At 41.6% G+C, this 15,874-nt stretch carries 11 protein-coding genes; 5 read left to right on the top strand and 6 right to left on the bottom strand.

Annotated features, from left to right (window positions below; genetic code table 11):
* On the top strand, positions 1-1,188 hold a 1,188-nt coding region (locus V5N63_RS07955; RefSeq protein ID WP_332033517.1), incomplete at its 5' end, for a S8 family peptidase.
* 340 nt (positions 1,189-1,528) lie between these two features.
* Here the strand turns inward: V5N63_RS07955 and V5N63_RS07950 are convergent.
* Positions 1,529-4,069, bottom strand: coding sequence for a phosphoenolpyruvate carboxylase (locus tag V5N63_RS07950; RefSeq protein ID WP_332033516.1), 2,541 nt, complete (start codon positions 4,067-4,069; stop codon positions 1,529-1,531).
* A gap of 87 nt (positions 4,070-4,156) precedes the next feature.
* On the opposite strand from V5N63_RS07950, the gene V5N63_RS07945 reads away from it, so the two are divergent.
* Positions 4,157-5,491 carry a PDZ domain-containing protein gene (locus V5N63_RS07945; protein ID WP_332033515.1) on the top strand — a complete coding sequence of 445 codons (1,335 nt, stop codon included), beginning with the start codon at positions 4,157-4,159 and terminating at the stop codon, positions 5,489-5,491.
* Positions 5,481-5,999 (top strand): hypothetical protein, encoded by a 519-nt coding sequence (locus V5N63_RS07940; RefSeq protein WP_332033514.1) that lies wholly within the window; start codon positions 5,481-5,483, stop codon positions 5,997-5,999. Before V5N63_RS07945 ends, V5N63_RS07940 begins: the two co-directional genes overlap by 11 nt.
* 4 nt (positions 6,000-6,003) lie before the next feature.
* Here V5N63_RS07940 and V5N63_RS07935 read toward each other — a convergent pair whose 3' ends face one another.
* The 5 genes from V5N63_RS07935 to V5N63_RS07915 all read right to left on the bottom strand — a co-directional run bounded on the left by V5N63_RS07935 (position 6,004) and on the right by V5N63_RS07915 (position 11,598).
* The gene (locus tag V5N63_RS07935; protein WP_332033513.1) at positions 6,004-6,954 is read right to left on the bottom strand and encodes a L,D-transpeptidase; all 951 of its coding nucleotides are present in this window, start codon (positions 6,952-6,954) and stop codon (positions 6,004-6,006) included.
* Between the two features lie 100 nt (positions 6,955-7,054).
* The gene (locus tag V5N63_RS07930) at positions 7,055-8,461 is read right to left on the bottom strand and encodes a glycogen synthase (RefSeq protein ID WP_332033512.1); all 1,407 of its coding nucleotides are present in this window, start codon (positions 8,459-8,461) and stop codon (positions 7,055-7,057) included.
* A gap of 41 nt (positions 8,462-8,502) precedes the next feature.
* Positions 8,503-10,464 carry a 1,4-alpha-glucan branching protein GlgB gene (gene glgB / locus V5N63_RS07925; protein WP_332033511.1) on the bottom strand — a complete coding sequence of 654 codons (1,962 nt, stop codon included), beginning with the start codon at positions 10,462-10,464 and terminating at the stop codon, positions 8,503-8,505.
* 224 nt (positions 10,465-10,688) lie between these two features.
* The gene (locus tag V5N63_RS07920; RefSeq protein WP_332033510.1) at positions 10,689-11,159 is read right to left on the bottom strand and encodes a hypothetical protein; all 471 of its coding nucleotides are present in this window, start codon (positions 11,157-11,159) and stop codon (positions 10,689-10,691) included.
* Positions 11,160-11,178: 19 nt separating this feature from the next.
* On the bottom strand, positions 11,179-11,598 hold the full coding sequence (locus V5N63_RS07915) for a hypothetical protein (protein ID WP_332033509.1): 420 nt from the start codon (positions 11,596-11,598) through the stop codon (positions 11,179-11,181).
* A gap of 87 nt (positions 11,599-11,685) precedes the next feature.
* Between V5N63_RS07915 and V5N63_RS07910 the strand changes: the two genes are divergently transcribed.
* A complete protein-coding gene (locus tag V5N63_RS07910) occupies positions 11,686-13,671 on the top strand; it encodes a heavy metal translocating P-type ATPase (protein ID WP_332033508.1) in 1,986 nt (661 codons plus the stop codon).
* A gap of 131 nt (positions 13,672-13,802) precedes the next feature.
* A partial coding sequence (locus V5N63_RS07905; RefSeq protein ID WP_442905793.1) for a S46 family peptidase occupies positions 13,803-15,874 on the top strand: 2,072 nt, incomplete at its 3' end.

Genomic DNA, 15,874 nt, shown 5'->3' with positions numbered 1-15,874 from the left:
AAAACAGATTTTAATTACGGCGCCGGGCTTGCACAGATTAACCAAATTAATCTAAGGCCGCTTCATGTGGCGGGATATACCGGGACCGGCGTTACCATCGCGGTAATTGACACCGGATTTCCGACCGTAAATACAGGAACCGCCTACGCAAGAATCCGAAACAATGGACAAATAAAAGGCGGCTACAATTTCATCAGCAAAAACAACGATATCTACAGTACTTCTTTGAACAATCATGGCTCTTACTGTCTTGGTGTAATTGCAGGATACGTTCAGAACCAGTATGTAGGTTCAGCGCCCGATGCAGATTTCTACCTTTATGCCACCGAAGATGCGTATAATGAAATTCCCGAGGAAATGATTTACTGGACAGAAGCCGCCGAAGAAGCCGACAGAAAAGGGGTAGATGTTATTTCGACTTCACTGGGATATTATGATTTTGACGATAGCCGGTATAATCTTTTGTATTCAGATATGAACGGTACCACTTCCTTCATTGCAAGAGCCGCCCAGATTGCTTCAGAAAAAGGAATTTTTGTTTTGGCAGCGGCAGGAAATGAAGCCCAGAAACCCTGGAAATATATCATTACTCCCGCAGACAATGAAAAAGTTTTCACCATAGGAGGAGTAACGTCAACAGGTGCAAGTTCGTCTTTTTCGTCGCACGGGCCCAATGCTGTAGGCGTGATAAAACCTGATGCCAGCGCCCGGGGAACCGGCACTGCGATGGGATATAATAACGGAGCGACTTCGGGAAGCGGAACTTCCTTTGCAACTCCGCTTGCCGCGGGTGGTGTTGCATGTCTGATTCAGGCAGTTCCTTCCAAATCTTTGCCTGTTTTAAAGGATTTGCTTCGTGAAAAGGCGTCGCTTTATCCCAACACTACTCCACAGATGGGTTACGGCATCCTGAATTTTAACGAAACCCTTGCTGATGCAGTGCTGGCCACTGCAGAAAACAATCTGAAATCTAAAATTAAAATCTATCCGAATCCTGTGATTACTGATTTTAGCATTGAGACTTCGGAAAAAATAGTGTCGGTGGAAATGTATGATGTTTTAGGAAGAAAAGTTCAGCAACTGCAGAATACCAAAACCAACAATATTGCAAAATTCGGGAAAGGTATTTACTTTGTTAAAATAAAAACCGAAAAGAACGAGTACATCGAAAAACTCATTAAGCAATAGTATAAAAGACCTTCGAACGAAGGTCTTTTTGTTATAATATGAATGTACAAATCATGTAAAAAAGCGCAGCTTTACAGGAACAGAGGTTCATTCTGCGGTTACCGGATCGATGATACTGGTTATTTTACTCACCGAGTTTGCGGGAAAACCTCCCTGAGCCGCATGCTCCCTTATCATATCAAGTTTAAAGTTACGGAATCCGATGGGCCTGTCAATCTTTTGTTCACCCTTTCTGCCATCCCAAAAAACCATGATTTTAATTACTGTTCAACTGAAATTCACCAGAAAACATTGCATCATCATACAGAAAACACCTTTACCTGAAGCTGCTGTTTCATTATTACGCTGAATTTCTGCTTGCATTAATATTCCCAAACAGCGAGCGCATTACGAGTTTTTCGTAAGCTTCCCGGTTGCCCTCATCCTTCTGGATTTTCATCAGCGCATATTGCTGGATACTGAGCAGCGGCAACACAATTTTCTCGCGGATTTTCACCGATTTTCTCGAAAGTGGCTCCTCTTCCATCAGCATTCTAAATCCCGTCAGCTCAAGCATCATGGACTTCGAAAGTTCGAATTCATCAAAAAGAATATTCCAGAAACTGCCGAACTTTCTGTTATTTTTCATGTAATACGTGAGCGGAAAATAAGACTTATTCATGCTCATCATGGAATTCAGCACTAAAGTTTTAAAGAAATCTGATCCTTTGTAAAGCGATTTCACCTCTGCGAATCTTCCCTGATTTTTAAGTTCATTCAGCGCAAAACCGAATCCGAAAAACCCGGGAACATTCTGTTTCAGCTGACTCCATGAACCTACAAACGGAATGGCGCGCAAATCCTCAAACTTCAGCTCGTTGGTACCGCCCCTTTTGCTTGGCCGGCTTCCGATATTGGTACGTCCGTAATATTCCAGCGTGCTCATTTCCTGCAGATACGGCACAAACATGGGGTGCGCCTTTAAATCCGAATATTTTTTAAAACTGATATCCGCCAGTTCTTCGATGAGCTGCCTCTCTTTTACCATTAAATCTTTTTTAGAATTTTTAAAGACATCATTTTCAATTCCGGCAGTTAAAAGCTGTTCGAAGTTGTATTTTGCCTGGTCTTTGTTCCCGAAAACACTCGTTATCGTTTGTCCCTGAATGGTAAGTTCAATTTTATTATTGGCAATTGTTTTTCCTTGGGAAGCATAGAAATCGTGGGTTTTTCCGCCACCACGTGCCGGCGGGCCACCGCGTCCGTCGAAGAAAATGACTTTTATATTATTCTCATCTGAAATTCTGGTGAGCTGTTCTTTGGTTTCATAAATTTCCCAGTTGGCCTTCAGATAACCGCCGTCTTTGGTTCCGTCGGAAAAACCGAGCATAATCGTCTGTGCATTCCCGCGTCTTTCCAGATGTTTTCTGTACGCCGGAAGTCCGTAAAGTTCCTTCATCACCTTCTCGCCAGCATCCAGACCTTCCATGGTTTCAAAAAGCGGAACGATATCGATATTTATTTCCTCTTCGCTGTACCCGCAAAGCCTGAACATTCCAAACACATTCAGCACATCTTTCACCTCATCAGAATTTGAAATAATGTACCGGTTTAAACCTCTTTCTCCGTTTTTTTCCTGAATACTTCTGATATTGCAAATATTCTGAAGCGTGTCTTTTGTAATTCCGCTGAAATCATCGGGATTTAAAACAGTTCCCGTTTCCAGCAGCCATTTCAGTTTATCTTCTGTGGTGATATTTTGCAGATCAAGACCGGACTTTTCACCGATGATTTCGTCGATCACCTGCTGATGGATCCTGCTGTCCTGGCGCACATCCAGCGTTGCGAAGTGGGTGCCGAATATCTGTACACGGTCTTTGTAATCCTCCAGCAGATTATGGAAAAGTCCGTTATGCTGTTCTGTAAGAATTTTTTCAGCTTCGCTGATTCTGCTCAAAATATGCCGGGTTGTAATGTTTTGGTTCTTGAAAATCGCATCATAAAGTTCATGGCTCAATTGTTCCAACACCTCGGAAACTCCTCTGAAGCTTAATCTTCTTCTTAAATTTTTCAGGTGTTCGTAATAGGATTTAAGGATTGAGAAATGCAGTTCCTGTGCAACTTTCTGGGTGATCTCCGCAGTAACGAAAGGATTTCCGTCGCGGTCGCCGCCGGGCCAGAAGCCTAACTGGAAAATATCGTGAGGAAGCTTGAAATCTTGAGTTCCAAAGGAATTTTTAATCTTTCTGTACAATTCACCAAGAGAATCATAATACACGTACCGAAGGTAAAAAATAATACTCATCGCCTCGTCGAGCGGCGTAGGTTTTTCGCGGTTCAGGAATGGTGTTTTACCAAGCTGCTGCAAAAGCATATCGATTTCCGTCACCGAATCTTTCATAATGGCTGACCGCAGATCATGCAGAATCCGCTGTACGGAATTGGGATAAAACTGGGTTGGATGCGCCGTAAACACAACCCGTACCGCAAAATCCCTCATTTTATCGCGGGTAGCCGTTACAAGATGTTCCTGCAATGCCCGCTCGTGAAGCTGCAGCAGTGTTCCCGTTTCGCTCGGAGGATGGAGTTCGCAGAAAGCCGCATCTTCAATACTGTCGAAAAGCACCACCTGTCTTTCGATATACTGAATGATTTTAAAGAGAAGTTCGGTCTTCTGCTCTTCGGTTTCGAGTTCGGTGTGTTTGGCAAAAAACTCTTCTACAATTTCTTCAGGACTTTTCCCCTTTTCATAACCAATTTTGCTTTCTTCATACAAAAAAGGCAGCAACATGCCGATATTGGTCATTTTGTCGTACGGCAAACTCATGAAAAGTGAGTTATAAATCTGAAATTTGTTTTCAACGAGCTGTCGGAATTTTTCGGTTTTTTCTTCGTTTTGCATAAACAAATTTAGTTCTTTTTGAAATTTATTTGCCTTAAGATTCTTTAAAATAAACATATCACAACGGAAAAATTGTATCTTCATGTTATGAAATTTACAGCTGTTTTATTACTTTTTGTATTCTCGTTGATCTCAGCGCAGAAGGGATTTGAAATTTCAGACCACAAGAAAACAGTAATTCCCTTCCAGCTCATCAACAATTTAATTTTTGTTCCGCTCAACATCAACGGTGCTGACCTTACATTTCTGCTCGATTCCGGGGTTAACGAAACCATTCTTTTCAGTTTAGAAAACAAGGATGTAAACTTTAATGACATTGAAAAAATAAAATTTTCGGGACTTGGCGAAAGTAAGGACATCGAAGGTTTACGATCCGACAACAATATTGTGAATATCGGCAAGGATTATAAAGATTTCAAGCACACCGTTTTTATAATTCTGGATGAAAGCATTAATTTTTCTTCGCATGTCGGCATTCCGGTCAATGGGATCATCGGTTATCAGTTTTTTAAAAATCATCCGGTTGAAATTGATTACATCCGCAAAAAAATTACAGTTTACAGCGATGATGAAACTTTCAGAAAAAGAAGTAAAAAATTCACACCATTTCCCATTACCATTGAAGGTAACAAACCCTACCTCATCGCCGGCGTAGAAATGACAAGTCAGAAAGTTGATTCTAAACTTCTTGTAGATTTGGGAAACAGCGACGCGATCTGGCTTTTCCCGAAACTGATTAAAGATTTTGTGTACAACCGCCCGAATATTGATGATTACTTGGGACAGGGTTTTAACGGCGATATTTTTGGGAAACGAAGCCGGATTCACCGTCTGTATATTGGCGATTTCGTTTTCGAAAAACCTTTAACCGCAATGCCCGACGAATATTCTATTCAGAATTTAAAGCTGGTTCCCGACAGGAAAGGTTCTGTCGGGAGCGATGTTTTGCGGAGATTTACTGTACTTTTCAATTATCCGGAGAAAAAGATTTATTTTAGAAAAAATGCCAACTTTAAAGATCCGTTTCTCTTTAATAAAAGCGGTCTTGATATCCAGCACGACGGCATGACCTGGGAAAGCAATCTGGTGAGGGTTGAAACCAAAAAAAACAATCAGGAGAGTGAGGGAATAAAAGTGTATGACTCAAAGGAAGGGTTCCAGTACAGTTTTGTGCTGAAACCGAAATATTCCATCGCGGGTTGCAGGCCCGATTCACCCTGCTTCGTCGCAGGTCTCAGAAAGAACGACAAAATCATCAGCATCAACCGAAAAAAAGCCGGAAATTACACCTTGCAAAGCATTAATAATCTGCTCCGGAGTGAAGACGGCACCAAGGTAAATTTTGAAGTGGAAAGAAACAGCCAGATCCTGAATTTTCAAATCATATTAAAAGATCCAATTCCGTATCAAGATGAAAATTGAAGAAACCGCCATCGACCATATCCGGGCAAGACCGAGATTTAAAATTTTTACTGAAATAAGCAGAGAAAATTACACCACATTTCTTAAACATTTCCTTGCTTCGAAATCTGACGAGTTTTCCGGAAATATCAATGCGGAAACTGCCGTGATTACCGTAAAAACCGGCCAAGACGATTATTGGAAACCCTGCCTGGCGCTGCGTACAGAAACCGAAGAAAATAAAACAGTGATCCGCGGTGTTTTCGGGCCAAGTTCTGCAGTGTGGACTTTCTTTATGTTTCTTTATTTTATTTTTGCGATTTTATGGATGGTTTTTATCACGATTTGGTTTGTGGAAAAAGAGATTAAAAGCAACGATTTTCCTTGGGCGCTGCCCGTTTCCTTTATCATGCTCTTCTTGCTCCTGGGAACATACCTGGCTACAAGACTCGGCCAGCAGAAAGCCAAAACCGAAATGCAGAAACTGAGAAAATTCGCCGAAGAATCAATCATGGAATTCGAAAACTAGCAGGCTACTCTTCCACCACCGAACCGGCTTCCACTTCTTCCCTGTTTTTCTGTTCTCTGAGAATTTTGTTGAGATGCGGCTTTATGATTTCATTCATTTCGTCCAGAGAAATATCATTAGACACAGGATTGTTGATCAAATTTTTCCACGGTTTTTTGCCACCCCATTGGTAATCACCAAATACAATCACCGGCGTGCCGTTTGCTTTCAGCGTTGCACCGCCTTTGTTCAAAATCCACGTATCCACCCAGCTGTAGAGGTATTTTGCGTCATCCATCAGCAGCCTGAGACAGGAATGCGATGCCGGGAAACCGGGCAGATCATACTGGTGCCACCCAATCCCAAGCGTGTTGTGCACATTTACATTAAACGGGAGTTTCCAGTCACTGTCAACCGTAGAAATGGCAAGTTCTTTTTTCCAGTTGGCAAACATGAGCCCCCGTTTGGTTTGGGCAGATTTCTTTCCCATACTGGTGGGTCCCCATTTAATCAGCTTACCGCTTTCATACAAAGCATAAGCCTGAATGGGATAAGAAAAAAACACCATTTTCTCCACCTCTTTCAGGGTTTCGATATTTTTCGGAAATGGCGAATAAGCCATTAAAGTATGGTCGAATTTATTAGGAACAGCAAGCGTATCGGCACGCCATTTATTTTTGGAGTCCAGCCGGTTTAAGGCCAGAATCGTGTAGCGTTCCTCCTCAGAAAACTCTTTATTGAAAGCCGCCATGGCGGAATCTTTCTTTTTTGTGGGAAAAATAAAAGCGCTATAGGTAATTTGAGGTTTAATTTCTTCAACCTTCTTTACGGTGTCTTTTTTAATGGTTTCGGAAGAAGGATTCTTCGCATTCCCTGAAATCTGATTGTCTTTTTTACACTGTACAAGAACTGCAAGAATAATTATTGCAAAAAATAAATTGAAAAATCTGAAGTGCTTCATAAGGTCTGCAGGCATAATTTATCGGTTTCGGGTGAACTTTGCAAGAACAGTACCAAGAACAAAGGATTTCTTGAAATATCATAGAACACTTAAGGCAAAGAAGACCGATCTGTCTTTATCTTTTGTACATCTCCAGATACCGCTCCGCAGACTTCTCCCAGGAAAAATCATAATTCATGTTAGAGTGTACAAGGCGCTGCATCAGTTCTTTATTGTGATAAATATGAAGCGCACGATGAATAGCGTGTACCGCATCTTTGGCCGTAGCCGCACCGAAATTAATTCCGCTGCCGCCACTGGAAAAATCTTCTACGGTATCGCGTAGACCACCGGTATAACGCACGATCGGCACAGTTCCGTAACGCATTGCATACATTTGGTTCAGGCCGCAGGGCTCAACCCTTGAGGGCATGAGTAAAAAATCTGATGACGCATAAATTTTGTGCGAGAGATATTCTTTATAACCCAAATCCAGCGCAAAGTTCGAGTACGACTTTGTAAGTTCGTTTAAGTGATATTCGATATTTTTGTCACCGGAACCTAGAATAATGATATTCAGTGCGCCATAGGTCTCCTGTATGCTTCTCCAGACGATATCCGGCAGCAAATCTGCACCCTTTTCGCCGGCAAATCTTCCGATAAAACCAAACAGAGGCAGATCCGGATCCAGATTATATTCTTTACAGAGTGCAATTTTATTTTTCTGTTTACCGATCACCACATTTTCTTCTGAAAAATTAAAATCCAGGAACGAATCGGTAGCGGGATTCCACACCTCCACATCAATTCCGTTGATGATTCCATAAGCTTTTGCATGTTCCTGACGCACTAGGCCTTCCAAACCTCGGAAACTTTCGAAAAGTTCGTGCAGGTAACCTTCGGAGACTGCATTGAAGGCGTGGCAGCACTTAATCATCGCCGCCAAAGGATTGATGAACCCATTCCAGTCGAGCAGTCCCCACTGTTCGCCATAAAACCACGGGAAATAGCTCGACATTTCCCAATTCATCTGTCCCTGATATTCGCCGTTATGTATCGTTCCAATAGTTTTTACGCCTTTCAGAAAACGGAATTCCGGGCAGTTTTCAATCATGAATGGAACGAGACCGGTATGGTAATCGTGGCAGTGCAGAATATCCGGACGGATCTGCATGGCGGTAAGCCAGTGCAGAACGCCGTGCTGGAAAGCGAGAAACTGCTGGCTCTCGTCCCAGTATCCGTAAGGATTATCACGGTCCAGAAGTCCGGGGATTTTAACCAGATAAAGATCAAAACCCAAAACTTTCGATTTTTCCTTCATCACCTGTACCTGAAAAGTGTGATGACTCTGATGAATCCAGCCATCGAAAACAATTTCAAACTCGTGTTCGTGAACAAAAATTTTGTTGTACCACGGCATCACTACGCTGGCTTCAATTCCCTCAATCCGGTTGAGATATTTGGGCAGCGCACCCACCACGTCGCCCAGACCGCCAACTTTTGCAACCGGGTAACATTCCATGGAAAGATTAAAGATTTTCATATAAGATTTTCAGACGAAAGTTGTAAGTGCAGATTTAGAATTTAAATAGTTCTTTTCCTACTTTTAGAGGCAGATTTTGCTTTTTTTAGATTTTGAACAGATTTTTTCTGCTTTAAAATCACTCCGGCAAGCGGTGGCAATGTCAGCACGATGGCATTGGGGCGATACATCCACTCGTCGTCTTCTTCATCTACAACTTCAGCTTTTACGCCGCTACCACCATATTTTTCATCATCAGAATTCAAAATTACTTCCCAGTTCGTCCCTTCATTCACGCCTATTTTATAATCGAAAACTCTGGGAGTAAGATTCAAAACCGTCATTGTAACATCATCCTCTTCCTTCCCTTTTCTCAGATAAATAAAGATTGAATTATCACCATCATTGGCTTCAACCCATTCGAAACCTTCGGGTTTAAACTGGTTTTGGTACAGTGAAGTTTCGGTGGTGTAAATGGCATTCAGATCTTTTACATAATTCTGCATGCCTTGGTGAACAGGATATTGCAGCAAATGCCAGTCGAGACTTTGGGTATAATTCCATTCCGCGGTTTGGGCAAATTCATTACCCATAAAGAGAAGTTTGGCTCCCGGATGGGTGTACATATAAGTGTACAACGCCCGCAGATTCGCAAATTTCTGCCATTCGTCTCCAGGCATTTTGTAAATCAAACTCGATTTACCGTGTACGACCTCGTCGTGAGAAAGCGGCATCATATAATTTTCATTATACATGTACATCGATGCGAAAGTAAGCTTGTTATGCTGGTATTTTCTGTTGATAGGGTCTTCTTTGAAGTATTTTAAAGTATCATGCATCCAGCCCATCATCCATTTCATTCCGAAACCGATTCCGCCATCATGCACGGGTTTTGTAAGCATCGGAAAATCTGAACTTTCTTCCGCAATGGTCATGATATCGGGAAACTCTTTGTAAACTGCAGTGTTGAATTCCTGCAAAAACTGCTTCGCTTCGAGATTTACGTTTCCGCCTTCTGCATTCGGCTCCCATTCGCCTTCGTTTCTGGCATAATCCAGAAAAAGCATCGAAGTTACTGCATCTACGCGAAGCCCGTCGGCATGATATCTGTCGAGCCAAAACATCGCGTTGGAAATAAGGAAAGATTTCACTTCAGGTCTGCCGTAATTAAAAATATGCGATTTCCATTCGGGATGGAACCCTTTTCGTGGATCTTCGTGTTCGTAAAGGTAAGTACCGTCGAAAAAATGCAGACCGTTAGCATCTCCCGGGAAATGTGACGGAACCCAGTCGAGGATAACGCCAATTCCGTTTTTGTGAAGTTCGTCAATTAAAAACATGAGATCCTGTGGTGAACCAAAACGTGAAGTGGCCGCGAAAAAACCGGTCACCTGATAGCCCCAACTTGGATCGTATGGATATTCCATCACCGGCATAAATTCCACATGAGTGAAATTCATTTCCTTTAAATAAGGCACCAACCGTTCTGCAATTTCACGGTAACTGAAAAACCTGTTGGGATCATCAACACCACGCATCCAGGAGCCTAAATGCATTTCGTAAACCGAAAGTGGTGCTTCAAGATTATTCTTTTTCCAGCGGTTTGCCATCCATTTTTTGTCATTCCATTCGTACCATGTTGTTGAAATGATGGAACTGGCCTGAACATTCTGCTCCCAGCTCAGTGCAAACGGGTCACCTTTTTCCAGAAGAACTCCTTTGTTTGATCGGATGGCGTACTTATAGAGATTTCCCCAGTTGAGGCCGGGAATAAAGCCTTCCCAAATACCGGATTCATCCCATCTTGGTAACAGTTTGTGTGTTTCCGAATGCCAATTATTAAAGTTTCCTATTACAGAAACTTCTTTCGCAAACGGGGCCCAGACTGCAAAATAAACGCCGCATTTTCCGTTAACTTCTACACTGTGGGAGCCGAATTTATCGTAAAGTCTGTAATGCTTGCCTTCTCGAAAAAGATAAATGTCGTGATCTGTAAACAACGAATGAGGAATAACTTTTTCCATGGTTTCAGGGATTTCAGTTTTTGAATGGTAAGTATAAAACAACTTTACTTTAATCCATCAAATATATCCAAATTTACGGTAAAAAGCTTGGAAAAATCTGTTAAAACTGATTTAAACGATAAGAATTTTCACTAAAAATACATGAAAATATCAACTGAACCTTATTACCATCACTCAATATAGAAATCCCAGAACATTGTAACGACACGGTATTAAAGTGAAATTTACGCTTCGTTCGCTTTCGGTACTTTCACGGCAAGTTCGTAAACATTGCCACGCATCAGGAATTTAATTCTTTCTCTGGTAGTAACCGTGTTCACTTCGCCGTCTTTCAGCACAATAATCCGATCTCCGGTTGCGATATTCTGATCTGAAAGCCAGTCTTCCGGAGCTACATCATTTTCGATTTTTTTCATTTCTTCCAGAATTTCCTCCGCCATTTCCTGGAAACCTTCCTCGTAGGAATACAGTACTTTATATTCCGGATCCAAACCTACTTTAAAGGTTTTCTTTTCAGCGATAAGGTTGGCTTCCGAATTCGGCATTGGATTATCTGAACCATCGGTAAAACCTACCTCAATAAGTTCGCCGTTATGTTCCGCAGCATAATCCAGAATATCCTGATACGTTTCGAAATTGGTTACAACGGTATATTCATCATATTCGTAGTGCTGTAGTCTTTCATTCTTGTCCATAATTATTTAATTTTTAATGTTAGTGATCTTTTTTATCAGTAATTTCTTCCTTTACTTCGTGCCACTCGTTGTCTTTAAGTTTGGCTTCTATTCTTTCGACTTTAAGACTTTGCCTTAAATAGGCAAAGAGACTCAAATATACATTAGCGACAAACACGACTGCAAAAAATGAAATCAAATAGCCCCGCCAGTCATCAAAAAGAAGTTTGTAGCTTGTGATAATTATAAAAAATGCGGTTACATAGTGACTGAAACAGTATTCGCATGTAAAGAGATAGAAAAATTTTCGCTGATAGAGCTTTTTGCATTCCTTCGATTTCCTGACACAGTACTCTCTGGGCTCTCTGAAAATCTCTTCATGCGTTACCGTCCATGCAATACATGCTACCGGAACGGCGAGAATAAAAAGCCATAAAAGCTGTTCGTAAAGAAAGTTCATGCTGAAATTTTTTTGTGAACTTCAAAAGTAATGCCACACAATTTATGGTGCTGAATTTGTATATTTGAGCTGAAATATCCCAAATTTATGTCGAAAGAATGCTGTACTACAGGCGAACACACAAAACCAGTTTCTCCGGTTCCACAAAATAATCTTCAACATGATCATGAAGGTCACGATCATTCACATGATCATTCAGACCAAACGGTTTTTCAACTTTTTCTGCCTGCCGGAATTTCTTTCATCCTCCTTGCCGCAGGACTTCTACTCGATTATTGGTTGAAACCCGATTGGCTTACAGATTGGATTCGGCTGGCACTTTATCTGCTGGCTTATATTCCTGTAGGATTTCCCGTGATTAAAGATGCTTTCTCGAGCATTAAAAACGGTGATTTTTTCTCTGAATTCCTGCTTATGACTATTGCCACAGGGGGTGCTTTTGCCATTGGAGAATATCCTGAAGGCGTGGCCGTGATGCTTTTTTATTCTGTAGGTGAGGTTTTTCAGACGCTGGCAGTTCAAAAAGCCAAACTTAACATTAAGACTTTACTTGATCAGCGTCCGGACGAAGTAACCATACTGAAAAACAATATTCCTACAACCATTAAAGCAAAAGATGCATCCATCGGAGAAATCATACAACTGAAACCGGGTGAAAAACTGGCACTAGATGGTGAACTGCTCTCTGAAACAGCTTCGTTCAACACGTCTGCATTAACAGGCGAAAGCAAACCCGACACCAAAAAAACAGGAGACAGCGTGTTGGCGGGAATGATCAACCTCAACACTTTGTCTTTGGTAAAAATCAATACCGCTTACGAAGATTCCAAACTTTCGCGGATTCTCGAATTGGTACAAAACGCCAGTTCACAGAAAGCAAAAAGCGAACTTTTCATCCGTAAGTTTGCGAAAATTTATACCCCTATCGTGGTGTTCCTTGCCATTGCAATTACTTTCCTCCCCTACTTTTTTGTCGAAGAATACGAGTTCCGAAACTGGCTCTACCGCGCACTTGTCTTTCTGGTAATTTCATGCCCTTGTGCTTTGGTAATCTCTATTCCGCTGGGTTATTTTGGTGGAATTGGTGCCGCAAGCCGCAACGGTATTCTCGTTAAAGGCAGCAACTTTCTTGATATTCTTGCCAGCGTAAAAAATGTGGTGATGGATAAAACCGGAACCATGACTGAAGGCGTTTTTAAAGTTCAGCAGGTTCATATTGAAAACGGATTCAACAAAGAAGAAATTCTAGTTTTGCTCAATATCCTCGAAAGTAAATCGACTCACCCGATTGCCGCTGCGGTTCATGAATATGCAGGCGAAATTAGCCATGATAATGTGATGAAAGATTTTGAAGAAATCGCAGGTCACGGATTGAAAGGTACGATCGATGGGAAAGAAGTGCTCGCAGGAAACTTCAAACTGATGGAAAAATTTGATATTCCACATTCTGTGAACCATATAGAAGTTTCAGACACCTTGATTGCTGTCGCAGTGGACGGACAATTTGCAGGTTATGTCACCATATCAGATCAAATTAAAGAAGATTCACCTTCCGCAGTTACCACTCTCCAAAAAATGGGTATTAAAGTGACCATGCTGAGTGGCGACAAACAGGTGGTGGTAAAGGAAGTCGCTGATAAAATCGGTATAACCAATGCGTTTGGAGATTTACTGCCCGAAGACAAGGTGAATAAAGTAAAAGAAATTAAAGCCCAAAACGAGACGGTCGCTTTTATTGGCGACGGTGTAAATGATGCGCCGGTTGTGGCACTAAGCGATGTAGGCATTGCCATGGGCGGCTTGGGCAGCGATGCCACGATTGAAACTGCCGATGTGGTAATTCAGGACGACAGGCCTTCAAAAATTCCGATGGCAATAAAGATCAGTAGGGAAACCCGAAAAATTGTTTGGCAGAACGTTATTCTGGCGTTTGGGGTAAAAGCGGTTGTCCTGATTCTAGGTGCCGGCGGACTCGCGACAATGTGGGAAGCGGTTTTTGCCGATGTTGGCGTGGCACTTTTAGCTATCCTAAATGCCGTGCGTATTCAGAATATGGATTTCATTAAAAAGTAGGCATAAACATTCACAACTTTTTGGGAACTTCAACCTCTGGACTTCATTTTTCCAGGTTCACAAAAATTCCTTATTTTTAGGCGAAATTTTGAATACTGATTTCAATTCTCAGATATAATAATAGATTTATGATAAAAAAGAAAAATATATTGCTTGCGGCAGTGATATTTCCTGCAGTAATGGCCTTTGGGCAGCAATATGGCGGAATGTGGATTCCTACAGAACTCAATGAAAAAGAAATGAAAGCGATGGGTATGAAAATTTCTGCCAAGCAGATTTTCGACCCGGCAAAACCTTCCATTAAAGATGCAGTAGTGCAGTTCGATGGTGGATGTACCGCTGAAATTATTTCACCAAAAGGACTTCTTTTAACCAACCACCATTGCGGTTATGATAATATCCAGTCACACTCTACGGTAGAAAACGACCTTCTTGCGAACGGTTTCTGGGCAAAAAACATGGGCGAAGAACTCCCGAATCCCGGCGTAACGGTTGATTTTGTTCTCGACATTAAAGATGTCACCGGACAAATTCTGGGGAACACTAAAAATCTTGACGCAAAACAGGCCGAGCAGGTGATTAAAAACAATATTGATGTGGTTTCGAAATCCTTTAAAACAGAGCCTCACCAGAAAGTAGTCATCCGCCCGATGTATTACGGCAACAAATATTACGCTTACATCATTGAAACCTTTAAAGACATCCGTATGGTTGGCGCACCGCCGAGCTCTATCGGGAAATTCGGTTCAGATACTGATAACTGGGTGTTTCCAAGACATACGGGAGACTTTATGATGTTCAGAATTTATGCGGACAAAAACAACAAACCTGCAGAATACAGCAAAGATAATGTTCCGTACAAGCCAAAACATTTCCTTCCGGTTTCTATAAAAGATAAAAAAGAAGGCGACTTTACTTTTGTGTTTGGCTTCCCTGGCAGAACTACTGAATATTTACCATCGATTGCGGTAGAAAAAATCCGTACAGAAATCGATCCTGCGATGATTGATGTACGTGATGTTGCTTTGAAGACACTCGACGAAAAAATGCGTGCAGATCAGGCGACCAAAATTAAGTATGCCTCGAAATATGCCAGTGTTGCCAATTACTGGAAAAAATGGAAAGGCGAAGTTGAAGGCCTTACCAAATCTGACGCAGTAGGTAAAAAACAGCGCTACGAGCAGAGCCTAATCGCTAAAAATCCGGAAGTGAAAACTACCCTGGATGAATTCAACCGTCTTTATACCGAGCAATCGCCTTATGCTCTGAGTAGAGCTTATTATAGTGAAGTTATCCGAAACGCAGAGACCCTTTCCCTGGCTAATAATTTTTACAATTTTGCCAATGCTGCAGAAAGTGGAAAAATGGATGCAAAAACTTTGGAAAACTTTAAAAACAGACTGAAAGAAATCTACAAAAATTATGATCCTGAACTGGATGCAAAAGTAACTGCAAAAGTACTTGCACTGTATGCAAACCGTGTTCAGCCACAGTTTCTGCCTTCCGGTTTCGAGCAGTATAAAGACGTCAACCGAAATCTTCAGACTATCGAAGAACTTTCAAAAAATTCTGTGATTACAGGACGTGGAACTCTGAACGGCGCAACAATGTATTCCGGAATTGACAAAGTTTTCGAAGATCAGAATTCATTGGTACAAAACCTAAAGAATGATCCATTGATGAAACTGTTCACCTCCATGAGAGAATCGTACCTCACCAAAACTGATGGCAAATACACAGAGTATCAGAAACAGATTGATGTGCTTCAGAAAAAATACATGGCACAGCAAATGGAAACCGACAAAAACCGCACGTTTTATCCAGACGCAAACTCTACCCTTCGGGTAACTTACGGTGAAGTGAAAGGTTCTAACCCGAAAGATGCGCTGTATTACGGTTATCAGACCCATTTATCAGGAGTTATGGAAAAATATGTTCCGGGAGATTACGAATTTGATGTTCCTAAAAAACTTATCGATCTTTATAACAAAAAAGATTACGGAATCTATAAAAACAGCACCGGTGATGTGCCTGTAAACTTCACAGCAACAAATCACACGACTGGCGGTAACTCCGGAAGTCCCGCGCTAGATGCGAACGGAAACCTAATCGGTTTAAACTTCGACAGACAGTGGGAAGGAACGATGAGTGACATTAACTTCGACCCGCGTTTCAGCAGAAATATTATGGTAGACACCAAATA

The organism is Kaistella sp., assembly GCF_032060305.1.
Taxonomy (GTDB): Bacteria; Bacteroidota; Bacteroidia; order Flavobacteriales; family Weeksellaceae; genus Kaistella; species Kaistella yananensis.
The sequence above is the reverse complement of the archived record's forward strand: the minus strand, read 5'-3'. Positions and strand labels throughout refer to the sequence as shown.